Annotated in this window: 23 protein-coding genes; 15 read left to right on the forward strand and 8 right to left on the reverse strand. The window is 54.2% G+C overall.

Annotated elements, in window-relative coordinates; translation table 11 throughout:
* From LAT75_RS09545 to cdaA, 4 genes are all read left to right on the forward strand, one after another.
* The coding region (locus LAT75_RS09545) for a nucleotide pyrophosphatase/phosphodiesterase family protein (RefSeq protein ID WP_291482430.1) at positions 1 to 711 on the forward strand (711 nt) is incomplete at its 5' end.
* A 135-nt stretch (positions 712 to 846) separates the two neighbouring features.
* Positions 847 to 1,182 carry a 4Fe-4S binding protein gene (locus LAT75_RS09550; protein ID WP_291482431.1) on the forward strand — a complete coding sequence of 112 codons (336 nt, stop codon included), beginning with the start codon at positions 847 to 849 and terminating at the stop codon, positions 1,180 to 1,182.
* A gap of 100 nt (positions 1,183 to 1,282) precedes the next feature.
* Positions 1,283 to 2,119 carry a dihydropteroate synthase gene (folP, locus tag LAT75_RS09555; RefSeq protein ID WP_291482432.1) on the forward strand — a complete coding sequence of 279 codons (837 nt, stop codon included), beginning with the start codon at positions 1,283 to 1,285 and terminating at the stop codon, positions 2,117 to 2,119.
* Between the two features lie 18 nt (positions 2,120 to 2,137).
* Positions 2,138 to 2,941 carry a diadenylate cyclase CdaA gene (cdaA, locus tag LAT75_RS09560; RefSeq protein ID WP_291482433.1) on the forward strand — a complete coding sequence of 268 codons (804 nt, stop codon included), beginning with the start codon at positions 2,138 to 2,140 and terminating at the stop codon, positions 2,939 to 2,941.
* Between the two features lie 323 nt (positions 2,942 to 3,264).
* On the opposite strand, the gene LAT75_RS09565 is transcribed toward cdaA, so the two are convergent.
* Positions 3,265 to 3,969, reverse strand: coding sequence for an SOS response-associated peptidase (locus LAT75_RS09565; RefSeq protein WP_291482434.1), 705 nt, complete (start codon positions 3,967 to 3,969; stop codon positions 3,265 to 3,267).
* A 182-nt stretch (positions 3,970 to 4,151) separates the two neighbouring features.
* Here LAT75_RS09565 and LAT75_RS09570 point away from each other — a divergent pair, with 182 nt between their 5' ends.
* The 8 genes from LAT75_RS09570 (at position 4,152) to LAT75_RS09605 (ending at position 11,795) form a co-directional block, all read left to right on the forward strand.
* The gene (locus tag LAT75_RS09570) at positions 4,152 to 5,081 is read left to right on the forward strand and encodes an ABC transporter ATP-binding protein (protein WP_291482435.1); all 930 of its coding nucleotides are present in this window, start codon (positions 4,152 to 4,154) and stop codon (positions 5,079 to 5,081) included.
* Positions 5,078 to 5,857, forward strand: a complete 780-nt coding sequence (locus LAT75_RS09575; protein WP_291482436.1) for a hypothetical protein — start codon at positions 5,078 to 5,080, stop codon at positions 5,855 to 5,857. Before LAT75_RS09570 ends, LAT75_RS09575 begins: the two co-directional genes overlap by 4 nt.
* 77 nt (positions 5,858 to 5,934) lie before the next feature.
* A complete protein-coding gene (locus tag LAT75_RS09580) occupies positions 5,935 to 6,348 on the forward strand; it encodes a VOC family protein (RefSeq protein ID WP_291482437.1) in 414 nt (137 codons plus the stop codon).
* A 436-nt stretch (positions 6,349 to 6,784) separates the two neighbouring features.
* Positions 6,785 to 7,498 (forward strand): alpha/beta hydrolase-fold protein, encoded by a 714-nt coding sequence (locus LAT75_RS09585; protein ID WP_291482438.1) that lies wholly within the window; start codon positions 6,785 to 6,787, stop codon positions 7,496 to 7,498.
* Positions 7,499 to 7,584: 86 nt separating this feature from the next.
* Complete coding sequence (locus LAT75_RS09590) at positions 7,585 to 8,532, forward strand: hypothetical protein (RefSeq protein WP_291482439.1); 948 nt, start codon at positions 7,585 to 7,587, stop codon at positions 8,530 to 8,532.
* Positions 8,516 to 9,871 carry a hypothetical protein gene (locus LAT75_RS09595; RefSeq protein WP_291482440.1) on the forward strand — a complete coding sequence of 452 codons (1,356 nt, stop codon included), beginning with the start codon at positions 8,516 to 8,518 and terminating at the stop codon, positions 9,869 to 9,871. Before LAT75_RS09590 ends, LAT75_RS09595 begins: the two co-directional genes overlap by 17 nt.
* 100 nt (positions 9,872 to 9,971) lie before the next feature.
* Entirely contained in the window at positions 9,972 to 10,832 is an 861-nt protein-coding gene (locus LAT75_RS09600; RefSeq protein ID WP_291482441.1) for a hypothetical protein, read from the forward strand.
* A gap of 18 nt (positions 10,833 to 10,850) precedes the next feature.
* A complete protein-coding gene (locus tag LAT75_RS09605) occupies positions 10,851 to 11,795 on the forward strand; it encodes an alpha/beta hydrolase-fold protein (protein WP_291482442.1) in 945 nt (314 codons plus the stop codon).
* A 62-nt stretch (positions 11,796 to 11,857) separates the two neighbouring features.
* Here LAT75_RS09605 and LAT75_RS09610 read toward each other — a convergent pair whose 3' ends face one another.
* From LAT75_RS09610 to tsaD, 3 genes are all read right to left on the reverse strand, one after another.
* Positions 11,858 to 12,253, reverse strand: a complete 396-nt coding sequence (locus LAT75_RS09610; RefSeq protein ID WP_291482443.1) for a GxxExxY protein — start codon at positions 12,251 to 12,253, stop codon at positions 11,858 to 11,860.
* A gap of 102 nt (positions 12,254 to 12,355) precedes the next feature.
* Positions 12,356 to 14,986: a zinc-dependent metalloprotease gene (locus tag LAT75_RS09615; RefSeq protein WP_291482444.1), complete on the reverse strand. Its 2,631-nt coding sequence runs from the start codon at positions 14,984 to 14,986 to the stop codon at positions 12,356 to 12,358.
* Between the two features lie 157 nt (positions 14,987 to 15,143).
* Complete coding sequence (gene tsaD / locus LAT75_RS09620) at positions 15,144 to 16,151, reverse strand: tRNA (adenosine(37)-N6)-threonylcarbamoyltransferase complex transferase subunit TsaD (RefSeq protein WP_291482445.1); 1,008 nt, start codon at positions 16,149 to 16,151, stop codon at positions 15,144 to 15,146.
* Positions 16,152 to 16,577: 426 nt separating this feature from the next.
* Here tsaD and LAT75_RS09625 point away from each other — a divergent pair, with 426 nt between their 5' ends.
* Positions 16,578 to 18,068 (forward strand): transporter substrate-binding domain-containing protein, encoded by a 1,491-nt coding sequence (locus LAT75_RS09625; protein ID WP_291482446.1) that lies wholly within the window; start codon positions 16,578 to 16,580, stop codon positions 18,066 to 18,068.
* Between the two features lie 362 nt (positions 18,069 to 18,430).
* On the opposite strand, the gene LAT75_RS09630 is transcribed toward LAT75_RS09625, so the two are convergent.
* The 3 genes from LAT75_RS09630 to LAT75_RS09640 form a co-directional block, all read right to left on the reverse strand.
* Positions 18,431 to 19,417 carry a universal stress protein gene (locus LAT75_RS09630; protein WP_291482447.1) on the reverse strand — a complete coding sequence of 329 codons (987 nt, stop codon included), beginning with the start codon at positions 19,415 to 19,417 and terminating at the stop codon, positions 18,431 to 18,433.
* A 141-nt stretch (positions 19,418 to 19,558) separates the two neighbouring features.
* Entirely contained in the window at positions 19,559 to 20,746 is a 1,188-nt protein-coding gene (locus tag LAT75_RS09635) for a DUF368 domain-containing protein (RefSeq protein WP_291482448.1), read from the reverse strand.
* Between the two features lie 67 nt (positions 20,747 to 20,813).
* Entirely contained in the window at positions 20,814 to 21,482 is a 669-nt protein-coding gene (locus LAT75_RS09640; RefSeq protein WP_291482449.1) for a protein-L-isoaspartate(D-aspartate) O-methyltransferase, read from the reverse strand.
* 335 nt (positions 21,483 to 21,817) lie between these two features.
* Here LAT75_RS09640 and LAT75_RS09645 point away from each other — a divergent pair, with 335 nt between their 5' ends.
* The gene (locus tag LAT75_RS09645) at positions 21,818 to 22,645 is read left to right on the forward strand and encodes a class I SAM-dependent methyltransferase (protein WP_291482450.1); all 828 of its coding nucleotides are present in this window, start codon (positions 21,818 to 21,820) and stop codon (positions 22,643 to 22,645) included.
* Between the two features lie 23 nt (positions 22,646 to 22,668).
* On the opposite strand, the gene LAT75_RS09650 is transcribed toward LAT75_RS09645, so the two are convergent.
* Positions 22,669 to 23,334 carry a class I SAM-dependent methyltransferase gene (locus LAT75_RS09650; RefSeq protein ID WP_291482451.1) on the reverse strand — a complete coding sequence of 222 codons (666 nt, stop codon included), beginning with the start codon at positions 23,332 to 23,334 and terminating at the stop codon, positions 22,669 to 22,671.
* 254 nt (positions 23,335 to 23,588) lie between these two features.
* Between LAT75_RS09650 and LAT75_RS09655 the strand changes: the two genes are divergently transcribed.
* Positions 23,589 to 23,769: hypothetical protein (locus LAT75_RS09655; protein ID WP_291482452.1), on the forward strand; the 181-nt coding region annotated here is incomplete at its 3' end.

Genomic DNA, 23,769 nt, shown 5'->3' on the forward strand with positions numbered 1-23,769 from the left:
ACCTGGCTTACCCTCGAAGATGATAGTCGCCCGGATTTTATTACCCTGTACTTCAGTCGTGTTGACAGCCGCGGGCACTCACACGGTCCCTATCATGAAGTAACCATGGAAGCCCTCACGTATGTGGACGGCATCCTCCGGCAGCTCATTAACGGCCTGAACGCGCACGGTCTCGGGCAGAAAGTCAACATCCTCATCACTTCCGATCACGGCATGATCGACCTCTCAGAGGACCGCCTCGTGTTTCTTGATGACATCATTGATCTCGATCATGTTAATGTCATCAACTGGTCGCCGGTAGTGATGCTGCAGCCTACGGAAGGCAATACCGAACTCGTTTACAATCAACTGAAAGCCGCTGAAGACAACTTTCGGGTATATATGAAACAAGACCTGCCGGAGCGCTGGCGCTTTGGCGGCCATCACCGCGTACCGGATGTTGTAGCAGTTGCTGATTTAGGCTGGACAATCACAAGCCGGTCGTTTTTCGAGCGCCGTGGCATTTTGGCAGGTACGCATGGTTTTGATAATGCCTACCCGGATATGCACTCATTTTTCCTGGCTGCCGGCCCCGATTTCCATCAGGGCAAAGTGATTGAGCCCTTTTCTGTTGTGCATATTTATGAACTGATGGCCTATCTGTTAAATATTGAGCCTGCACCCAATGACGGTGACCCGGCTGTATTGAAGCCGATTGTAAACAGGCGGTAAATAGGTATCCGGTAATTCGTGAATGGATTTCAATTTGAATTGGTTCTAATTTCACATCACGATACATTTGTGCCTGATTAGATTGTATCAGAAAGATTTAACGTCTGCTAACCGCTCAACAAATACCAGCTAAATATGGCCTACGTAGTAACAGAACCCTGTATCAATTGTAAATATACCAACTGCGCATCGGTTTGCCCCGTTGATGCCTTCCGTGAGGGCCCCAACTTTTTGGTAATCAGCCCGGATGATTGCATCGATTGTGATGCCTGCGTTTCTGAGTGCCCCGTTGAAGCAATATTTCCTGATGATGAAGTGCCCGAAAAGTGGGAACACTACATCGAGTGGAATGAAAAACTCGCTGAAAAATGGGACGATAAAGTGATCAACGAAACTGTTGACCCCATGCCCGAGGCAGATGAATGGGCTGATAAAGAAAAATCAGTTGATGATATTGTGCAGGACTGGTAATACAGTCTGATCTGTTTGATGAGCCGCTGGGGTTTCCTCAGCGGCTTTTTTATTTTGATGTACCCTTAACCTTGCTGTAAGTTTATCTGAATACAAGTGTATGCTATCCCGACTCACAAAAACCAAACTACTGCTCAGGCCCGCAGTGATGGGCGTACTGAACGTAACCCCCGATTCTTTCTCTGACGGAGGGCGCTTCGAATCCATAACCTCCGCCCTGAAGCGGATAGAAGAAATGGCCGCACAGGGGGCCGAAATAATCGATATCGGAGGTGAATCTACCCGGCCCGGCAGTGAGCCCGTACACGCAGAGGAGGAAATCCGGCGGGTGCAGCCCGTGTTTGAGCAGGCTGTGAAAGCCTTCCCCGAGCTGCTCTTCTCGGCTGATACCATGAAAGCCGAAGTTGCCAAAGCCGCCCTCGATGCCGGTGCGCACATCATAAATGACGTAAGCGGGCTTCAGCGCGACCCGAAGAAAGCCAAGTTAGCCGCTGAATACGGCGCGGCTCTCGTAATCATGCACGCGCAGGGCATTCCCAAAACCATGCAGCGCAACCCGCAATATGACGACGTGCTCGCAGAAGTGCAGCAGTTTCTTGCCGTGCAGGCTGAGCTTGCGCATAAGGCCGGGGTGAAACACATCATTATCGACCCCGGCATCGGCTTCGGGAAACGCCTCGAACACAACCTGAGGCTTTTCGGGGGCCTTCATCGCCTTGCCGAGGCTGCTTATCCCGTACTTGTAGGAGCCTCCCGTAAATCCATGATCGGAGAGCTGTTGCAGCAGCGACCGGTTGAAGGCCGCCTCGCCGGCACCATCGCCCTGCACTACCATGCGCTTATGGCCGGTACCGGCATCATTCGTGTACATGATGTGCAGGAAGCCTCCGATTCAATTCGTATATTTACAGCAGTTCGCGACTATTCCACACGGTAACTACAGCACGGAGCCCGCTTGACTTTTTTTGGTTTTCTGGATTTTGGCATCAAAGAGCTGGTTGAAACCATGCTTATTGCCGGTGCTTTGTACTATCTGTACACCCTCATCCGCGGTACTTTTGCGATCTCTGTATTTTTCGGACTTATCGTCATTTTTTCGGTAAATGCCATTGTGAGTGTGCTTGGCCTCACTACTATCAATTTCATCCTGCTGCGCATTACCGATGTTGGTATTCTTGCACTCGTAATTCTCTTCCAGCCTGAAATCCGCAAGCTGCTCTACCGCATCGGTCATAACACAAGCTTCGACCGCTTCTTCAAAACCAACGAATCCAATCAGGTGATTGAAGAAGTGATCACCGCTGTTAAAAACATGGCGCGAGTAAAAACCGGCGCCCTCATCGTATTTGCGCGCGCTTCCGCCCTGCAGGATCTCGTTGATGCGGGTCAGCGCCTCGATGCCATCGTATCGGCGCAGCTGCTCGAAACCATCTTCCAGAAAGACACCCCCCTGCACGACGGCGCCGTCGTAATCCGCGATGACCGCATTGTGGCGGCCAGCTGCTACCTGCCCATCAGCCAGAACCCTAACATCAGCTCCGTGTTTGGCACCCGACACCGGGCGGCTGTGGGCATCAGTGAAACCAACAACGTTTTTGTGGTGATTGTGTCTGAAGAAACCGGCCGGATTTCCGTTTCCAAAAACGGCTCCCTCACCAGCGGACTCACCATTCAGAAGCTCCGCAAAGAAATGGAAGAGCAAATCGGCAAAGAGCCCGGGCAAAACGAAGTATCTTTCACAGAGCCTAAAAAAGAGTAGGCGCCTGAAGGCTGCACCTTTTTTGCAATTACCCGCAGTTTGAACAAGCTGACTTTCCCCCATTCTGAAAATCCCCAAAGTTTTCACCACCCGCGGCTTTCAATCTCCCGACCCTAAAGGAGATAGATATTTTTAGCAAAGACGGCACCCGCACCCAAACTCCCGACCCCAGAAGGGTCGCATGTTTATAGCAAAAAGCCGCAGCCCCCAATATCCGACCCCAGCGGGGTCGCACCTGCGGTGGTTTTAATAGAGAAAAACCTATTTCAAAACCTTCCGGACCCGCCCAAAAAACATGCCTTCACCCTGCCCTGAGGGGCACTTCACGAAAAAAGACCCGGCGCCTGAAGGCTGCCGCTTCCCGGTTTGATTAAATCCGCGTGATTTACCGTGGCCTTATTCACATCATCGGGCACTTCCCAAAGGCTCATTTCTTCGGCGGGGTAGGGCTGCAGCAGGGCGCGCAGGGCTTCGGTATCGCGCTGAGCCGGGTCGAGCCATGGGTTGTACTGTTCGGGCCGGAGGATCACCGGCATGCGCTCGTGCAGCGGTGCCAGCAGCGGGTTGGCCTGCGTGGTGATGATGGTGTAGCTGAAAACCGCCTCGTTGTGCGGACCAAGCCAGCGCTCAAACAAACCCGCAAACGCGAACAGCGGCTCGTTTTGCAGGCTGATGAAGTGCGGAATTTTCGCCGACCCCGTTTGCTGCCATTCAAAAAATCCGTTGGCCGGCACAAGGCAGCGCTTGCGTTCAAAAGCCGGCCGGAAGCTCGGCTTCTCGTGAATCGTCTCAGAGCGGGCATTCATCATTTTGTAGCCGATATTGGGCGTATCGGCAAAGGGCGGAATCAGGCCCCATTTCATCAGCGTGATGCCGCGGGTCTGCGCCCGGCCCGTAAGCACCACAGGGTTGAGGGTGCCCGGAGCTACATTGTAGCTCGCGCCTGCTTCCCCGTCAATTTTGAATTCGGATTCAAAATGATGCTCAAGCTCTGTTTTGGTCGAAAAGCGCACGTAGCGGCCGCACATGGGATTCTTTTTTTAGGGTGATGAGGAAGCTCCCCGGTGAAAATAGCACCTCAGCCCGGCTCAGGCAAACCGGCGGGGGGCGTAGCGTGAAAAACGCAGGCGGGCCGGTTTCGATTCCCTCAACAAGCGGCAGATTAATTCGTACCTTTGGGCTTGCTCTCCCAATCAGTTACCCTGCAAATATGGAATCAGTTCTCAGGCTTTCCGGCCTGACCAAAGTTTACGGCAGTATTCGCGCCCTCGACGGCGTTTCGGTTGAGGTACCCGAGGGCGCCGTTTTCGGCCTGCTTGGCCCCAACGGAAGCGGCAAAACGACGCTGCTCTCCGTCATCACCGGTCTTGTGCACCGCACCGCCGGCACCTACGCCTGGAAAGGTGCCGCTGAAAACCAGCCTTCCGCGCAGGTCGCGGCGATTATTGAAAAAGCCAACTTCCTGCCCAAGCTGCGCGCCGAAGAACAGCTCGGTCACATGGCCCGGCTTCGCGGCATGGATGCGCAAAAGCGCGTTGCATTGATCCCGCAGATACTCGAAAAAGTGGGCCTCAGCGGGGCGGCCGACCGTCCGCTGCGGGCATTTTCCCTCGGCATGAAGCAGCGCTTCGGCATAGCCGCGCTGCTGCTCTCCGACCCGCGCGTGCTCATTCTCGATGAGCCGACTAACGGCCTCGATCCGCAGGGCATCATCGATATCCGGCAGCTGATAGTGCAGCTTGCCGCCGAGGGCCGGACCATCATTCTCGCGAGCCACCTGCTGGATGAGGTCGAAAAAGTGTGCACGCACGCCGCCATCCTGAAGCAGGGGCGTCTGCTCGAAGTCCGCGATCTTCGCGCCGGAAGCGCGGCCGAAACCGAAGCCGGTCTGCTGCTCGAAATCGGCGTTCCCCCCGAAAACCTGCCTGAACTGCTGCGGCTGCTTCAGCAGCATGAGGCCGTTCTGAGCACGCAGCCGGCGGAAGCCGAAGGCCGCCTTCAGCTACGCCTCAAACCCGGCACCGATGCCGCCGCCCTCAACCGCTACCTCAGCGGCAACGGCCTGTACCTGAGCCACCTGCAGCAGGTACACACCCGCCTCGAAACCTCTTTCCTCAAAGCCCTGGAGGACCGCCCGTGAAAGCCCTGCTTACCGTGCACTTTCTCAAGCTCCGGTTTTATCCGCTCTTCTGGCTCGTGCTTGCCCTTTATGCGGCTTTTGTGCCCCTAATATTCCGCATCTTTTTCTCCGCGGAGCTAACCGTGAACGAGCAACAGCTTGACCTCGGCAGCTTTTTCGCCCTCGACGGCAGCGGACTCTGGCACTACCTGATGTTCGCCGGCAGCTACGGCGTTCATCTGTTTGTGCTGCTCATGGTGAGCTTCACCAACCGCGATTACTGCTTCGGGTTGCGCCGGCAGTATTTGCTGGAAGGGCAGAACCGCGCCGGGCTGGTACTTAGCGACATCGCGCTTGCAGCTCTGTTCAGCCTTTCGGCCGTGCTGCTGCTCTCGGGTGCGACCTTTGGCCTGGCCTGGAACCGCGGCATCCTGATTTCAGCGGCAGATATGAGCGCGGTTTTTCCGTTTCTGCTCACCTACATCCTGTACTTTTTTGTTTTTGTGATGATGGCATTGCTCGTGAACAGCTTCCTCAAAAATACCGCCGGCTCTTTTTTGGTTGTGCTGTTCTGGAGCCTGTTTATCGAGGCTGTGGTGCGATGGATTGATCCGAGTGGCCTCAGCGATTTCCTGCCGGTGAACAGCCTCAACGGCCTGATTCCGAGTCCGCTGCGGGTGATTGCCGGTGGTGCGGAGTCCGTGAGTCTTGATGCTGCCAAAGTGATGCTCTCCCTGATGTGGGGTGCGGTTTTCGCTGCCGCCTATTGGTGGCGCACAAGCCGCGAGGATTTTTAAGAATGAATGCTGTGCTTTCCCGAACATTTCCCGACCGTGCAGAATCCGTTTTATTTTTAAATGAAGAGGAAGCCTGAATGGCTGAAATAGTGCGGCAGCAAATTGGCTGCATCACCCTGGTAGTCGAAAACTACGACGATGCCATTGCCTTTTACACCAAAAAGCTTGGGTTCACTTTGGTCGAAGATACCGATCTCGGTGCCGGGAAACGCTGGGTGCTGGTAGCACCCCCAAATTCCGGCGGAACGAAGCTGCTTCTTGCGCAGGCCGGAAACAGCGAGCAGGCTCAGTTTGTGGGCAACCAAACCGGCGGCCGTGTTTTTCTGTTTCTGGAAACCAACAACTTCCGGCGCGATTACGAACGGATGAAAGCGAATGGCGTGGTTTTCAGCGAAGAGCCGCGGGTTGAAGCCTACGGAACAGTGGTCGTTTTTCAGGACCTCTATGGAAACAAGTGGGATTTGCTCGAACTGAATCAGGCGATGAAATAGGATACGCAACGCACGATCCGGATTAAGCTGTCAGCTTTTGGTGCTATTATTTTTCATGAAGTTTAGAGCTTAATGGCTTAACAGTTTAATTCTGCTCGTTTTGTGCGAGTAGTTCATCACACCGACGTGCAGGGCGCACGCCTAAAAAAAGGCCCGCAACGTCTTCATACTTGTTAATTTGCCAGCATCTGTGGCGGTCTTTGTTTGGCTTTTCTGGTGAACTGCCGCGAGCGTATCCCTGATATTTCCCGAGGTAGGGGAGGGAGGGAAGGCTACAGCGTGCATCCCCCGAAAAACAGACTGCAGGCTGCAGAGGAAGCCAAAGAAGCCAATTAAAAGTTTACCCGAATATTCCTTATCAGCATGAAATGGTGTATTTTAGCGGGTTTACAACTGTAAATTATAACCGTTAAACCGACATTTCAACCTAATTCTGATGCACAGACAATTTGTTAAGTGGTGGAGTCCGAGCCTGGGCCGTGATATGGAAATGCTGATTTTCGGACATGCCGGCACTCCGGTTTTGGTGTTCCCTTCAAGCAACGGTCGATACTATGAGTGGGAAGATTTTAAGATGATCGAAGCCGTTCGCGATAAGGTGGAGAGCGGGCAAAATCAGTTTTACTGTCTTGATTCGGTGGATGCCGAAAGCTTTTATAACCGCGGGGTACACCCGCATGTGCGGTTTGCCCGATATGAGCAGTATGAGCGCTATGTGCTGGATGAGGTAGTACCGCTGATCCATAATAATAATCCCAACCGCTACATTATCGTGAGCGGTGCAAGTTTCGGAGCATATCATGCGGCGAATTTCGGACTGAAGCACCCATGGACGTTCCGCAAGATTATTGCAATGAGCGGCAAGTACGATATCCGTGCTTTTGCTGACGGGCACAACGGTGATAATGTGTATTTCAATAATCCGGTTGACTTTATGCCGAATATGCATAATCACGACCATCTGGAGCAGATACGCCGCAATGATCTCCGGTTTGTGGTGGGCGATCACGATATTTGCCTTGATGCAACTAAACACTTTTGTCATATTCTTTATCAGAAAGGAATCTGGTACGAGCTTGATGTGTGGAGCCCCGGCATCATTCATGACTGGCCGGCCTGGCGTGGCATGATTGCAAAACATTTACTCTAAGCCCTGTATAAGCGGCTTTTCTGTTGGGGCTGGTTAGCCGGCAGACCTCATTTAATTTTAATCATCTTCAAACCAAAATACTGACTATGAAAAAAATTGGCGTTTTACGGGGGATGGAGACCACCTTCCCCGATGCACTGGTACATAATATTAATAAGGAATTCGGATCGCAGGTAAAGGCGGAGTTTGTTCAGCTGGAAGCCGTAAATATGGATGCCGATCCCGGCTATGACGTTATCATCGACCGGATCTCGCATGAAGTGCCGTTTTACCGCTCTTATCTGAAATGGGCCTCGCTGAAGGGCACCTACATCATCAACAACCCGTTCTGGTGGAGCGCCGATGATAAATTTATCGATAACATCATCGCGCAGCAGGCCGGCGTTGCTGTGCCCAAAACGGTGATACTGCCACACAATCAGCATCCGCCGAATACAGAATCGACTTCATTCCGCAACCTGAAGTTTCCGATTGAGTGGGACCCTATTTTTGAGTACATCGGCTTCCCGTCGTTCCTCAAGCCTTTCGACGGCGGCGGCTGGCGCGGGGTTACCAAGTGTAACAACGCCCATGATTTTTTCAAGGCCTACAATGAGTCAGGCACGGACTGTATGATGCTGCAGGAAGGCATCGAGTTTGAAGATTATTTCCGCTGCTATGGCATCGGCCGCAAGTACACGCAGATTATGCGCTACAACCCTGATGCTGAGCCGCACCGCCGCTACTACGATATTTCGCACGAGCCCGTGCCCGATGCACTTATGAAGAAAATGGAGCGCGACGTGCTCGCCCTCTGCAAAGCGCTCGGCTACGACATGAACACCGTGGAGTTCGCCGTACGCGACGGCATCCCCTATGCCATCGACTTCATGAATCCGGCCCCTGATGCCGATTACTACTCCGTTGGCGTCGAAAACTTCAACTGGATTGTGAAGCACATGACCGAGTTCGCCGTCGAGAAAGCCCTCGAGAAGCGCAAGACCCCACAGTTTACTGCGAACGGAGTTCTGGAGCCCGATGCTAAGTCCAAGTAAACCGGCTGTAGATTACTACAACCACTTAATTACTTCCGACCTGAGTGCCGCAACCGAGCAGCATGAAATGCTGATTGAGATGCAACACAAGCAAAATGTGCTGTTTGGCGGCCGGCCGCTTACGCATTCGCTGCGGCCTATGGTGATGGGGGAGAAGACCTTTCAGTACATCCACGATACGGTGTATGTGATCAGGCAGGCGATTCTCAAAATTGCCGCAACTTTTTTCAACAACCGGAAAACGCTGGATCATCTGGGGCTCACTCCTTATGAGATTGAGCTTTGCGCCATCCCGACCAACGTAATCCGCATGTCGGCCACGGCCCGGCTGGATTCCTTCCTCACGGATAACTCCTTCAAGTTTGTGGAGCTGAACGCGGAAGTACCTGCGGGCATCGCCTATATGCAGGAGATGGCCAATATCTACCGCAAGCTTCCGGTTTTCCAGAAGTTTACCGAGCGCTATCCGGTTCGTTTTGTATCGCCGCTGGAGCACACCATGCAGGGGCTGATCCGAATCTACCATGAGGAATTCGGCGGCTTTGAAGAGAAGCCGAGCTTTGCGATTGTGGATCACCTCGATGTGCCGACCTACCCGGAGTTTGTGCTCATTAAAGAGTACCTTGAGCGACAGGGGCACGTAGCCGAGATTTGCGATCCGCGCGAGCTTGAGTGTCGTGACGGCTGGATTTACGCCAACGGCAAGAAGATCGACATCCTCTATCGCCGCCTGCTGATGAACGAGTTCTTCGAGATTCAGTACGACTGCGCGGCTTATCTGGAAGGCTACAAGGCACAGAAAACCTGTTACCTGAATTCCTTCCGCTCGAAGCTGGTGCACAAGAAGATGATCTTCGCCCTGCTCACCGATCCCGATTACAACCACGTGCTGGATCAGGCCGAGCTGAAGGCCATCCGCGACCACATCCCCTGGACCCGCAAGCTGAAGCCTTCGAGGGTGAGGTACCGCGGGGCGAATGTGGATCTGCTGGAGCTCATTCGCCGCAACCGGGATACTTTCATCATGAAACCCAACGACGACTACGGCGGGCACGGCGTAGTGCTCGGGTTTCAGGAATCGCAGGATACCTGGGAAACGGCCATCAATCAGGCGCTTCAGCTTGATTATGTGGTTCAGGAAGTGATCGAAATCGGCCGGCAGCCCTTCCTGCTGCCCGTTGAAGGCACCTGGCAATCCGTAAACACCGTAATTGACTTCGACCCTTACCTCAACGGCCCGATGATGGGCGGATGCCTTACCCGCACCTCGCCCTCCAACCTGGCCAACGTAACTGCGGGCGGGGGCAGCATTCCGCTGTTTATTGCCCGCTATTTGTAGTACCTTATAAAAAGGCCGGTTACAGCACAGCGCTGTAACCGGCTTTACTTTTCTTTGCTTAGCTTAGCTTTGTTATTTTCTTTCGCATTATTTGTTTTTTATGATTTCAACAACACCGCTGCGCGCAGCTATCATTGATTTATACAATGGAGTGCCCAATCAGGGAATGCGCTGTATCAAAAATCTGATCAGTGATTCATCCGGCGCTTTTTATGGTGCGCCCATTGAATACACCGTTTTTGATGCCCGTTCCAAGGGTGAAATCCCCGATCTTTCTTTCGATATTTATATTTCAACCGGCGGGCCCGGCAGCCCCTTCGACAGCGAAGGCAAAACCTGGGAAATCAACTATTTCAACTTCCTGGATGATCTGTGGAACTACAACTCGGCAAAGCTCACGCCGCCGAAATACGCCATGTTTATCTGCCACTCCTATCAGATGGTAGCACGCCATTTCAGCTTTGCGGAAGTGACCCCGCGTAAGAAGCAGTCATTCGGGGTTTACCCCGTGCATCAGACCGATCAGGGCCTGGTTGACCCCATGTTCAAAGACCTGCCCAACCCGTTTCACGCGGCTGATTTCCGCGATTGGCAGGTTCTTCAGCCCCGCAAAGACCTGATGGATGAGATGGGTGCACAGATTCTGTGCCTCGAAAAAGAGCGGCCACATGTGGACCTCGAACGCGCCGTGATGGGCATCCGCCTGCTCAAGGAAATGATTGCCCTGCAGTTCCATCCCGAAGCCGATCCTGAAGGCATGCTCTATCACTTTTCCTCTAAAGAGCAGCGGGAAAAAATTGTGGATGAGTTCGGTGAAACCAAGTACAAGTCCATCATTCAGGGGCTGAAAGACCCCGGCTATATCGAGCGCACGCACAAACACATCATTCCCGGCTTCCTCAAACGGGCGGTTGAAAACAACCGGCCCGAACTGGTGGAGACCTTTGCGGGTGTCCGCTAATCTGAATACCCGTTTTTCATGATTACCCCGCTTCACCGAAACATTCTGGCACGCCATAAAAGCTCTCTGAACGGAGCCCTGCGGGTGCTGCCGTTTCGGTCGCGGGCGCTCGGGGTTTCGCGCAATGTGTTTGTTTACGAACCACCCAATATGCGCAACCTCTCCGATATGCATCTGCTATACCTGTTTCGCGGCCATGAGCGCGAATTTGTGTATATAGATGAAGACGACAGCCGCAGCACAACCACCATCGAAGACCTTGATGCACTCATAAGCTCCGGCCAAATCCCCCCGGTGATGGCGGTAATTCCGGGGCTCACCTCCATCGACGGCAAAAGGCACAGTATGGGTATCAACAGCCTGCTGCCGTCAGCCGATACCCGCGACGGTCTCGGCTCCGGACAGTTTTGGGATTTCCTGACCCTCGATCTCATTCCTTATGTTGAGGCCCGGTATCAGAGTAAGCTGAGCGGCGGCTTCCGGCTTGCTGCTGGCTTCTCGCTCGGCGGCTATACCACCGCGCTTATTGCGACCGCCTTCCCCGGCTACCTCGATCATGCCGGGATTTACGACGGCCTGTTTATGTTCGATGCACAAACCGACATCCGCACCAATGCGCCGGATGAAATCTGGCTGAAGTCAGCCGTACCCGATGCCGCCCTCGGCCCCGCCGAAACCCGCTCGCCCGAAGCCCTCGCTCCCTGGAACCCCGCCGAACTCGTACGCTACGCCGACCCCGTAACCATGGAAGAAATTCAGGAAACCATGTTCTGGATCCGCAGCGCCGCCGGCGACGGCCTTGAGGGCAACCATGACCGCTGCAAATACTTCACCGCCCTGCTGCGCGAGCACGGCATCACCGCGGGCTTCAACCGCATCCCCCTGCACCCCGACGCCCGCCACACCTGGCACTGGAACGATCGCTTCATAAAGCTCTTCCTGCTGAACGTGTTTACGGGTTAATGGCACGCGGATTTGGCACGCGGATTTGGCGGATTTTCAAGCGCTGATACACGCGGATTTTTTTATGATTTGGTTTGCCGCTTGTTTTTGTTCATGAAAACTTTCCTTCTGAAATCAGGCCGTACACCAAAATTCAGCAGCAAACCAACTTCCATCCGAGTGCCTCTAAGATAATTTAACAGCTGAGCTTCATTTGCACTTACAATTGCTTCAGCAGCCTTAAGCTCAATAATTACAAGGTCATTAACAATAAGGTCAGCGAAATATTCGCCGACCTCAATTTTTTTGTAATAAACGCTGATTTTCTTCTGTGCTTCAACCTCAAAGCCTCTGCTTTTCAATTCGCAGTACATGGCGTTCTGGTAAACCTTTTCTAAGAATCCAAAACCCAACTGATTATATACATCAAAAAAGGTTTTTAAGATTTTATCTGTGAGATCTTTGTGCAGCAGAGACATTTGCAGTTACGCATCATTTTACTGTTGTATGGGAGTACAAATATAAAAAATCCGCGCAAATCAGCGTTTGAAAATCCGCCCGATCCGCGTGCCATAAGCGAGCTACTTCACCAGTACCATGCTGCGGCTGATTACCATGCCGCCGGCCTGAAGGCGGTAGAGGTACACGCCGCTGCTCAGGGCGCTTGCGTCGAAGCGGAGCTGATGTGTGCCCGCTGCCGTTGGGCCGTCGAGCAGGGTAGCGACCCGCTGACCCGCAAGGTTGAATACCTCAAGCCGCGCCTCGCCTGCCTCGGGCAGGGTGAAGCCGATGGTCGTTGCCGGGTTGAAGGGGTTGGGGTAGTTCTGATGCAGCTGCACCCGACCGGCAAGCTCAGTGCCGGTTTCGCCCGGAAGGCTCGTCGGCGGAACAACGGTGAGCAGTACCGGAATGCTGAGGCTGCCGTTTTCGCGGTCGTTGGTGATGAGGCGGATTTCCTTCTCATACTGCCCCGGCTCGAGTCCGGCCGTGCGCAGGTTCAGGTTCAGCTGATCGCTTGTACCGGCTTCGGCACTGCCTGCGTAGGGCAACATCGCGGCTATCCACTCGCTTGCCGCGTCAAATGCGCGCACCTCAATGCGGTCGATATCAATATCGGTCTGAAAGCCGGTATAACTTCCCCAGAAAAAGAACATCCGGTTGGGCACTTCTTCAATCATGTCGCTTTTGTAGCGGAAAACCTCTGCGCCGTCGTATCGGAGGAGGAGCTCCTGCTCCGCGGCCAGGAAAATGACCTCAATCCGCTCGTAGCTGCCGCGCAGGTAGTTGAAGTTGTAGGAGCGCACTGATTGTACGACCCCGCCGCTGCGGGTATCACGGTAATAGGCCACAATTTCGAACGGACGAAACTCGAGCTCGATCTGTCCGCTGCTGAGCGGAAACACCACCCGGTAGCGGGTATTTTTGCGCAGGAAATGATCAAAACTGAATTCAACAGCATTCACGCCAGCGGCATCGAAAAACGCCGGACTCCCGAGCAGGTAGGGGGTCTGTAAGCCTTCAAACCCGGGCAGGCGCAGGTGCTGCTGACCGGCCGAGGGGTTGGCCTCCGAAATCTGAAAGCTGCCGGCCCCGGTGCCGTCGTTAAGCAGGGCCCAGCCGTTGAAGCTGTCGTAGCTGCCGGTGCCGAAGCCTTCCTCTGCTCCGAACTGCGTTTCGGCCAGCAGGGGCGCGCTGCCATACTGCGATTCATCGGAGCCGATCACTGCCTGCCAGGTCAGCCAGCTTTCGCCGGTGTTGGGGATGCTCAGGCTCAGGCTCGTCTGCTCACCCGGCAGCAGCTCTGCACTCAGGGCCGCAGGCATGCCGCCCAGTGCGGGGCCGCCAAACTGTGCCGGCCGGTAATTACCCACGATATGCTTGGCCAGCCGCAGCGAGCGGGCGTTATCGGCCGGGGCGAAGGGCCCTTCAAGGGCACCACTCGGCGCGCCGCCCCACATGATATCGGGATTGGCAAAAACCGGAGCTTCGAGGGAATTTTCAGTGTAGGCCATCACCGAGGCATAACTTTCATCGAAATTGCCGTCCCAGCGCCAGCCGGTCGAAAAAACGTACAGCGCGCCATTAGGCGGGGCCGGCTGAATGCCCTGATTCCGGCTGTGCGCGCTGCCCATGTTGTGCGCAATTTCGTGGATAAGGGTGAAGGTGCGTGTCGTCTGCTGAATCCGGTTCAGGGAGAAGCCCAGCTCGGGGCGCCCGTTAGGGTTGGTGAGCAGCCAGGCAATGCCGCCGGTATCGCTCACTTCGGCCAGCATGGCAACGAGATCGGCCCCGGTTTCATCGCGCCAGTCGTGAACTTCATCAAGGAAGCCCTCAAACTCCGGCCCAAAAACAGAAAAGTCGGGCGAGGTCGTGATACGGCGCAGATGAGTACTGCTTGATTCCGTTGTTTCATCATAGTCGATTTCGCGCAGCCCGACCAGCCGAACTTCCATGTTGATATCGCTGAGGTCGAGCGAAAGCTGACTCAGCCCCATTTTCAGGGCGACCGAGAGTTCGATGCCGCCTTCGTTTTCGAGGGCCCAGGCTGCTGCATTCGGGGTGTACACCAGCAGCAGGTCAAGGTCGCCGGGGGTGTCTTCCATGAGGTCAGCCGGCAGCTGCGGCATCATCGGGGCTGCCGCGCGGTAGTTGCCGAGCAGGGGGTGCTGCATCCAGGCCTCGCTGTAGGTCGTTTCGGCTTCGCCGGTGCTGCAGGCCGGGAAGGCCGCAAGCGTGTAGGAAATCTCGCTGAGCCGGTGCAGACTGCCCGAAGCATCGGGGCGAATGGTATAGAAACGGTTGCTTTCGTAATCCAGAATGGTCGCCGCATAACGACCTTCAAACAAGGCTCCAACCACGTATATCCGTTGCCCTTCGGGGTCAACCGAAACAAAGCTTTTGCTGCCCTGCTGATGCTCCGTTACCCGCGATATTTCGGTAAGCAGCGATTTGCCGCCAAATAAAGCCGTTTCGATGAGGGAGGCTTCCCGCAGGTTATCAGCAGTGAACACCTCCGCGTTTAATTCGACCGCCCTGATCTGTACTTCGTAAGGTTTCTGGAGTGCGGAAAGCCGCAACGCTATTTCGTCAGATACTTGCTCTGCAACGGAATGAAGCTGCACTTGTGCAAACGCAGCGGGTACAATAAACAGGAAAAAGAGGGTACACGCAAAACACAGCTTTGCGCGTAGTCGTGATGATACGCTAATCATGGTCAGTTAGTAATGAGGTAAAAAGTCAGATGAACAGACAGGGCAGGGGCAGTCCTTATTGCAAAATAAAAGATTGGCGCGGGAAAGAAACATCCTTTTTCGGGATACTTACATCTTCCGGACCTGCCCGTGAATCACAGCCGGAAGCGATCCTGTTCTAAGCCTTCAGCCGGGCAAACGGCTTGAGCCGCATGTCGCTAAACGCGCCCCGCTGCGCCAGCATGTGGCCCGTTACGGCAATCATCGCGGCATTATCGGTGCAATACGCCATTTTGGGGATCAGCATTTTGGCACGGCGCCGCTCGGCCAGCTTTGCGGCTTTGGCGCGCAGCATGGAGTTCGCACTCACGCCTCCGGCCAGCATAAGGGTGCGGCAGCCGGTTTCATCCATGGCGGCCTCCAGCTTTTTCACCAGTACCTCGGTGATGGCATGTGATACGCTCGCGCACACATCATCGAGATGCGAGGCCAGAAAAGCAGCCTGCGCGGCTTCATCCCCCTTGTTTTGCAGGTAGTAGAGCACCGAAGTCTTCAGGCCCGAAAAGCTGAAATCGAATCCCTCCCCCAAAAGTCCCTGCGGAAATGCGTGAAACCGGGGGTTCCCGTTTTGCGCGCGCTTGTCCATCACCGGACCCGCAGGGTAGGGCAGGCCCAATATCTTGCCGATTTTATCGAAAGCTTCCCCCGAGGCGTCGTCGCGGGTTTTGCCGAGCAGCCGGTGTTCGAAGGGCTCAGGCACGTAGGTCAGCTGTGTGTGTCCGCCCGAAACGGTAAGGCACAAAAACGGATACACAGGCTCATGATCGATGAAGTTGGCGTACATGTGTGCATCCATGTGGTTCACCCCGACCAGCCGGTTACCGTTGGCCAGCACGAAACCCTTTGCAAAACAAAGGCCTACGAGCAGCGCGCCCATCAGGCCCGGCCCCTGCGTTACGGCAACCACATCCACCTCATCGGGCTTCAGGCCGGCTTCATCGAGCGCCTGCGCTACCGTACCCCAGATCGTCTGCTGATGCGCCCTTGAGGCCAGTTCAGGCACAACCCCCCCGAAGCGCGTGTGAATTGTTTGGGATGCCACCACATTCGAGCGCAGCCCGCCCTCCGTGGTATAAACGGCGGCGGCGGTTTCATCACAGGAAGATTCTATGCCTAAAACAATCATCAGCTGGGGGTAAATCGGGTTTTATTTTTTATCGGGGGATGTGTTTCCGGGTGCTCCCGGTTTCGGAAGCCGGCGGAGGGTAAGGGGCTAAGGCCGGGGCCGGTGGTACGCATTCCGGACCCGCGCGCCCTGCACAAACCTCCCAAAGCGCGGCTGAATATACGGAATTCCCGTGATACAGGGGTTCTCAAGCAGAAGCACTCTTTGCAGGCCTGTGATGGCAGAAGCAGGCACAAAGGCCGGCATCCCCCTAAAAAAAAAGCGGAACGATGCCCGCCGGCAGGGCTTTTTTAGTTCTGAGCGTCATTTACTATATTGAGTTATAAATCAATGATGTGGATTTGCCGGCTTTTACAACAACGCAAGCTTTCAAGAGGGTCTGTTTTGCGAATTAAAACCGGGATTCACGGAATAAGCCAAAATACCATGCGTACGCAATCTTTAAAATTACCATTGCTTACAGCCATATTAGCGGGCAGTCTGCTGCTTGCCGGCTGTGGTTCAGACGGAGGAGATTCAGGTTCAGAACCGGCCCGCGGTCCGCAGGTAGAGGTTGATTTTACCGAAATTCAGGCCCGGGGCACCCTTCGTGCCATCACGAGTTACAGCCCGGTAAGCTACTTTATTTACCGCGGGCAGCCGATGGGGTATGAGTATGAGCTGCTCAATCATTTCGCGGAGCTGCACGGGCTTGAGCTGGAGCTGATTGTAGCGCGCGACCTCGATGATATGTTTGCGCGCCTTAACCGCGGAGAGGGAGATCTTATTGCCTACGGGCTCACCATCACCCGCGACCGCCGGCAGGATATCGCGTTTACGGTGCCGCTGAACACAACGCGGCAGGTGCTGGTGCAGCGCAAGCCTGACGGCTGGCGGCAGATGCGCCTTCATGAAATTGAGCGCACTCTTTTGCGCAGCCCGATCGACCTTGCCGGTGAAACAGTAGTAGTGCGCCGCGCCTCGGCCTATCAGGAGCGCATGCGCAATCTTGAAGATGAAATCGGTGCCGACATTGATATTGTTGTTGCTGAGCCCGGTTTCACTACCGAGCAGCTCATCCGCATGGTGGCTGAGCGTGAAATTAATTTTACCATTGCCGATGAAAATATCGCCCGGCTTAACCGGGCATATTTCCCTATTCTGGATATTGAAACGCCGGTGAGTCTGCCGCAGCAGACCGCCTGGGGCGTGAGGCAAAACGCCCCGGAGCTACTGGAAGCTCTCGACAGCTGGCTGAGTAATTATCAGCGGGATTCCGAGTACTACGTGATCTACAACAAATATTTTGAAAATACCAGGGCTTTCCGGAACCGGCTTTCTTCACAGTTTTTGTTCTCAGAGGGCGGGCAAATTTCCGATTATGACGATCTGATACAGGCCAATGCAGCGCGCATCGGCTGGGATTGGAAGTTGCTGGCGGCGCTCATTTATCAGGAATCGCAGTTTGATCCCAATGCAAGTTCATGGGCTGGTGCCGTAGGGCTGATGCAGCTGATGCCCCGCACAGCCCGGGCCTTCGGCGCGCAAAACCCCCGTGATCCGCGTGAAAGCATCGAGGCTGGCGTAGCTTTCATCGAATGGCTTGAAGATTACTGGGAAGAACGCATCGAAGACCCTGTGCAGCGGCAGCGTTTTGTAATCGCTTCTTACAATGTGGGGCAGGGGCACGTTCAGGATGCCCGCCGCCTTGCCGATGCTTTTGGCGCTAACCCCGATTCCTGGGACGATGTTGCGGTTTACCTCGAGAAAAAAATGTATGCCGAGTACTACAACCACGAAGTTGTTCAGTTTGGCTATGCCCGCGGTATTGAACCCGTGCGGTATGTAAACAATATTTTATACATTTATCAGCACTACCGCTCAATGGCTTCCATCCGCACCGAGCCGGAAGAAGATGAAACCATTGTGCTGGACTGATTTATTCAGTATGTCAGTATTTCAGTGTGTCAGTGTGTCAGTGTGTCGCTATGGCTTTGATATTATGGCATTTGCCGTGGCATTAAAGCACTTTGCGCCTTTGCCGCTTTGCGTGAAATATAATCCGGGTTTGAAAATACCAAAGTCAGCAGGCCATATTTGCCTGGGGCAGCGGGGTGCCGTGGCTCCCTCACCCCCGGGCCTCTCCCCCGTGATGGATTTCGTGGTTTTGGGCAAAGCCTGATGTCGGGAGAGGGGTGACTCCGGAAACGGTTCTCGTCCTGAAATCAAAAAATCCGCGAAAAATCCGCCACGTTCAGCGTCATCCGCGTGCCATAAACCCGCGTGCCAAACCGACAGCCCTATTTTTTCTTAAAGGGGCGCATGGTCAGCACCGGGATCTCCGAACTCATGATAACTTTTTCGGTTGTTGAGCCCAGGAACAGGTGCGAGAGGCCGCTTCTGCCGTGTGTGGCCATCACGATGATGTCTGATTCCGAGTTGGCAAACTCAGAAATTTCATAATGGGCTGAGATTCCGCGCAAGATTACAACATTAAACCTGATATGGCGGCTGTCGTCGCCCACCGGGCAGAGGTAGTAGCTGCCGTCTTTTTCCTCGAGCGACCACTGATCTTCGCCAAGGGGGTTGTTTTCCAGATATTTCTTGATTTTAGCAAGAATTGTTGTTGTCATCGATTCCGTATCTCCGCGGCCGGGCTCGCCTTCGCCTTTAGGCAGGTTTTCAAGCGGACTGCCATACAGCTCCATCACGTGTAACATGGTGATGGAGGTTCCGAAACTTGTGGCCATACTCGCCGCGTAAGCAAGCGCGGAGATGGAAAGGCTGGAAAAGTCTGTCGGAATCAGCACACGATTGATACCCTGCGGCGGGATATCGCCGTTAACGGCAAGTACCGGCACTTCAGACTGCCGGATAACTTTTTCTGTAGTTGATCCCTTCAGGAGTTTGTTTTTGTGGGAACCGATAGCGCCCATCACAATCATATCATAGCCCTTTTTGTGGGCATATTCAGCGATACGTTCGGAAGGCTTCCGGTCAATTTTAACAATTGCTTTCCCGCGCATTTCTTTGGGTACAGCAATTTCGAGCTCGGCATCGGCGCGTTTTTGGGCGTCGGTCAGAATTTTAGGGTAGATATCCTTATCCATATCAAGCGGCAGCCCAAGCTTGCGGATGCTTTCATTCAGGTATTTCAGCATCGGAATAACGTGCATGAAATCAATCTTGCCACCGAACTTTTTGGCAAGTGCGCGGGCATATTTATAGGCATCCTTCGAACCGTCAGAAAAATCGGTCGGGACCAGAATTTTATTGAGCTTCAGCATAAGTTTGGAATCGGATAAAAGGTTGGAAATCAGTACCGGTAAGCATTGCGCCGAAAACGGCCGGAAACAGATAACAGAATAAAATCAAATCTAATTCTAAGGTACGGAATAACAATCAAATTAAACAGTTACAAAGCTGTTTTACAGGGCCCCGCCTCCCATTCTGCGTGATACAAAGCCCAGCAGCAGTACGGCGCCAAGCCCGGCGAAAATCATGCTGTAGCCGCGGTTTACGGCACTTTGGCCTGCTGAGAGCCGCTCGTCCTGATCAGCCTCAGATAAGCGCGGGATAAAAGGCTCGCTTGAAAGCAGCTGATTTTTGACCACAATCACTTCCACAAGCTGCTCTTCCTGTGGTGCTTCCGGGTTTACGATATCACCCAGAATAAAATACTGCGGAGCACGCTGGGTCGGCTCGCTTTCGGCGGCCAGGCGGGCCAGGTTGCTTTCAGCCGAAACAATCTGCGGCCGCTCAGACGGCACGAAGGTCCGCTCCTGAAACGGCCAGATGATGTAGAGCGAGCCTGCCATAAAGCCGATCAGTACACAAAGTGTGATGATGTAATAGCGGTCGAGCAACCAGGAAAGCACCCTTGCAAAGGCACCGAGCCCAACAAGTACGCCAATACCGAAGGGCACCAAAATGAAGAGCGCTTCAAGTGTTTGCGGGGTGCCGAGCATACCGATAGAACCCAGAATGGTGTCGTATTTTCGCAAAATAAGCAGGATGAATGAACCTGAAATGCCGGGCAGCACCAGGGCCGAAATCGAAAGCGTGCCGGTAAGAATCAGAAAAAGCGGGTGGTCGGGGGTATCGGTCGGTACCAGCGTTACAACCCAGAAACCGGTGATCGTGCCTACAAGAATGGCGAGGAGGGTTTTCCAGCTGAAGCTGCCAACTGCCAGCAGCAAAAGCACGATAGAGCCGGCAATAAGCCCGAAAAACAGGCCGTAGATCAGTTCCGGGTCGCTGTACATAAAAAGCGGCAGGGGCACAACCCTGGTGAAAAAAATCAGCGCCGAGAAAATGCCGAGTATCAGCGTAAGCCCGAATTTCCAGTGCACCCGCTCAAAAACCTGTGCGAGCTGAAAAGTGAAAAGCTGTCGGATTGCGGTTACATCAATGCTTTTAATTGCATTGAGCATGCGTTTGTAGATACCGAGAATCAGCGCCATGGTGCCGCCACTTACCCCGGGCACTACATCGGCAGCTCCGAGAATAAAAGCCTTGCCGAACAGCAGCGGCAGCTCACGCAGGCTTGTGTAATCTTTGGAAAGCTTTTGCTTTGGGGTTTCGTCTGTTTTCTTTTGATCAGAGGATGGTTGCATATATAAAAAGAAAGCCGCAGCAGGGCTCAGAGGGGTACAGGGGTAGGGTGATGTATTTCAGGTCGGCTCAGGTGCCCGGGGCATCCCAGCCCTTTTTGCCGATTAGTTTCACAAATTTAAAGGTGTTGTGGTCTTCTTCAATGAATTCATCACCCTTGCGGATGATGCGAAGCATTTGCTGGCCCTGATCGTCGCCCACCGGAATGATGAGGCGTCCGCCGTCGGCGAGCTGCGAAATCAAATCTTCCGGCACTACCGGTGCGCCGGCCGTAACGATAATGCCGTCGAAAGGGGCATAGGCCCGCCAGCCCTGCGTGCCGTCGCCGCATTTGAGCTGCATCTGCGTGTAGCCGAGAGCACGAAGCGTGTCCCGGGCCCTTTCATGCAACGGTCGCAGCCGTTCGATTGAGTACAGCTTCACCCCAAGCTCAAGCAATACGGCAGCCTGATATCCGGAGCCGGTGCCTACTTCGAGAATACGCTCACCGGGCTGGGGGCAAAGCAGTTCAGTTTGCCGGGCTACGGTGTAGGGTTGCGAGATCGTTTGCCCGTGCCCTATGGGCAGGGGGCTGTCGTCGTAAGCGCGGGCGTCAAAAGCGGAATCAATAAACAGCTGTCGCGGTATCCGGCCGATAGCTTCCAGAACCGGCTTCACAACAATTCCCTTCCTGAGCAGTGTCTGCACAAGTTTGTCACGTCTGAGGCGGTATTTGGGATGCTCCTGAAGCAGCGTCATTGCGGAATTAGATAAGCGCGAAAAGGTTCATATTTGCAGATAGCAAGGGTCCGGAATTGGCAACTGACTGATGCTGAGGCAGTTTTGGGCAAAGATACCCAAATTAGCACAGAATTAAGAATCTAACACAAGCATACGAGTAAGCCGGCCTGTACGCAATCACTGCCGGGCAGCGGCACCGGTTTCGGTTTTACCCGCTGCATCCGGGAGAAAATGCAGACAGCTGATACGCAGCCCTGGCACACCAAAACCTGCATTGGGCACCGCCCGTAAACAGCTTATATTCAGGAAGGTCAATGCTTCATAACCCCGTACTCTAACCGCAGATTCGTTTCATGCCGCATCCACAAAACCGTCCCGCACTCACCCTTAAACATCCGCTCGATGAGCGCAGCTTCTATCAGGTGCCGCCTGAGGCCGTAAAACTGCAGGAGCGCCTCAACGGGGACATCAGCTCGGCGGCGGGCGACAGCATCAGCATCCGGGATAGCATTATTGAGTACCTGCCGGGCAAACCGGCCGGGCTGAGTGCGGCGCAGCAGAGCAATTTTGTGAGCCCTACGGCGCAGTTTTATGAGGATACCTGGCGCAAACGCTCCATCGGGATTCTTTCGGGCGAGGATTTTTCTTTTGATGATGAGCGCGAACTGCTGCTGCAGTGGTCGCAGCCGAAAGCCGGCGAGCTTGTGCTCGACCTCGGCTGCTCCACCGGTTTCTACGCCCGCAGTATTGCCGCGAAGGAGCCCGAAGCCGCGGTGGTTGCCATCGACTTTTCCGCCCCCATGCTCGATGAGGCCCGCAAACGCGCCCTTGCCGAAAAAACGGATATTTACCTGCTCAAAGCCGATGTAAGCCGGCTGCCGTTTTATGCCCAAACGGCCGACCTGCTCGTTTGCGGCGGCAGCCTGAACGAGTTCCGGAGTCCGGCCGCGGCCCTGCATCAGATGCGGCGCGTAATTAAAGATGACGGCCGCCTCTTTATGATGCACCTGCTCCGTGCGGACTCCTTCGCGGGGGCGCTCGCCCAAAAAGCCTCCGCGCTTGGCGGCATTTCCTTCTGGTCGGAAACCGAATCGCTCAAGCTGTTCAGCGATCACGGCTTTCGGGTGGAAAAAAGCCGGAAGCTCGGCATCGTGTACTTCAGCCTGCTTCGGCCGGAATAAGGGCAGCGAAACCGGCCCCGGCTTCAGCCTTTCTTCCGGAAAACCATCACCCGGTACGCATCGCTGAAGAGCAGCTCGAGCCCGTAAGTTTTGGCAATCCACTGCATGGTATCCTCGTGATAAAACACAAAGTGTGTGGTGTCGCGGAAATAAAAATGCTTCAGGAACATTTCTTCGGACTGCCAGAAAAGTGTCATTACCGTGAGAATGCCGCCCGGCCTAAGCAGGGCGGCAATGCGGCTGATATCGGCAGCGGGCTCGCCAAAATGCTCAAAGGTTTCGGTAGAAAAAATGAAGTCGAAAGGCCCCGCGGGCAGTTCGGGGAAGAAGTAGAGGTCGTAATCAAGGCAGTCGAAGCCGCGCCGGTTCAGGAGCACGCTGAGTGTGGGTACGTGGCCGCAGCCGTAGTCGAGCCCGCGGCTGCCGGGTTTCAGGTAGGGCAGGGCTGGTTCGATGGCGTTCATCAGAAAGCGAACGTGCCCCTCAAACTCAGGGCCATTGTTGTGGGTTTTGTAGCGATGCTGTTCCTCTTGCGCGTCGGTACGGTCGGCAGGCAAAACTGAAATCAGTTTGCAGTTCAGGCACAACTGATAGCGGCGCTGATCCTGGCCCGGAAACGGCCGGAGGTTTACGGCCTCGCGGCAAAGAGGGCAGGGGGGAGTTGCTTCGGGTAATCCGGATTCAGACAAAATAGCGGTTTTGGGGTGAATGCTGCGATGAGCACATAGAAAAAGCGTTTCTTATACCTGCTTCACGGGGGATTGCTTGGGATATTTATTTCAGATTATCCTTACATTATGTAATCGAATAACTGCATTAGAATTGTTATAAACCCGGACGGGCAGCTTCTTTACGGTATCGGATGTTTTGTTGTGGTGCAAACTTAAGGAACATTCATCATTTTGATAAAAAATGGCTCATTATTTTTAACTGAGACAGCGATATGGAAATAACACAAGAGTTAGCGCTTGAGCATACACAACTCGCAGAAATTGACATGCATTCTTTGGTAAACCTTGTATCTGTGATAAGCTCACAGCTGCAAATGCTGGGCGGAAGCGATCCCTGTGAAACGCTGACAGAGCTGATACAGGAAAACGGGCATTTGCTGCAGGCCGTTAAAA

This window comes from Cyclonatronum sp., from assembly GCF_022565315.1.
Taxonomy (GTDB): Bacteria; Bacteroidota; Rhodothermia; order Balneolales; family Cyclonatronaceae; genus Cyclonatronum.

Coding starts and splice junctions, on each gene's coding strand:
- LAT75_RS09590 (WP_291482439.1), top strand. CDS start 7,585: ATGAAAAAAATTGGCGTTTTACGGGGGATGGAGACCACCTTCCCCGAT.
- LAT75_RS09615 (WP_291482444.1), bottom strand. CDS start 14,986: ATGATTAGCGTATCATCACGACTACGCGCAAAGCTGTGTTTTGCGTGT.
- LAT75_RS09605 (WP_291482442.1), top strand. CDS start 10,851: ATGATTACCCCGCTTCACCGAAACATTCTGGCACGCCATAAAAGCTCT.
- LAT75_RS09610 (WP_291482443.1), bottom strand. CDS start 12,253: ATGTCTCTGCTGCACAAAGATCTCACAGATAAAATCTTAAAAACCTTT.
- LAT75_RS09570 (WP_291482435.1), top strand. CDS start 4,152: ATGGAATCAGTTCTCAGGCTTTCCGGCCTGACCAAAGTTTACGGCAGT.
- LAT75_RS09630 (WP_291482447.1), bottom strand. CDS start 19,417: ATGCTGAAGCTCAATAAAATTCTGGTCCCGACCGATTTTTCTGACGGT.
- tsaD (WP_291482445.1), bottom strand. CDS start 16,151: ATGATTGTTTTAGGCATAGAATCTTCCTGTGATGAAACCGCCGCCGCC.
- LAT75_RS09595 (WP_291482440.1), top strand. CDS start 8,516: ATGCTAAGTCCAAGTAAACCGGCTGTAGATTACTACAACCACTTAATT.
- LAT75_RS09580 (WP_291482437.1), top strand. CDS start 5,935: ATGGCTGAAATAGTGCGGCAGCAAATTGGCTGCATCACCCTGGTAGTC.
- LAT75_RS09625 (WP_291482446.1), top strand. CDS start 16,578: ATGCGTACGCAATCTTTAAAATTACCATTGCTTACAGCCATATTAGCG.
- folP (WP_291482432.1), top strand. CDS start 1,283: ATGCTATCCCGACTCACAAAAACCAAACTACTGCTCAGGCCCGCAGTG.
- LAT75_RS09585 (WP_291482438.1), top strand. CDS start 6,785: ATGCACAGACAATTTGTTAAGTGGTGGAGTCCGAGCCTGGGCCGTGAT.
- LAT75_RS09635 (WP_291482448.1), bottom strand. CDS start 20,746: ATGCAACCATCCTCTGATCAAAAGAAAACAGACGAAACCCCAAAGCAA.
- LAT75_RS09550 (WP_291482431.1), top strand. CDS start 847: ATGGCCTACGTAGTAACAGAACCCTGTATCAATTGTAAATATACCAAC.
- LAT75_RS09640 (WP_291482449.1), bottom strand. CDS start 21,482: ATGACGCTGCTTCAGGAGCATCCCAAATACCGCCTCAGACGTGACAAA.
- LAT75_RS09600 (WP_291482441.1), top strand. CDS start 9,972: ATGATTTCAACAACACCGCTGCGCGCAGCTATCATTGATTTATACAAT.
- LAT75_RS09565 (WP_291482434.1), bottom strand. CDS start 3,969: ATGTGCGGCCGCTACGTGCGCTTTTCGACCAAAACAGAGCTTGAGCAT.
- LAT75_RS09645 (WP_291482450.1), top strand. CDS start 21,818: ATGCCGCATCCACAAAACCGTCCCGCACTCACCCTTAAACATCCGCTC.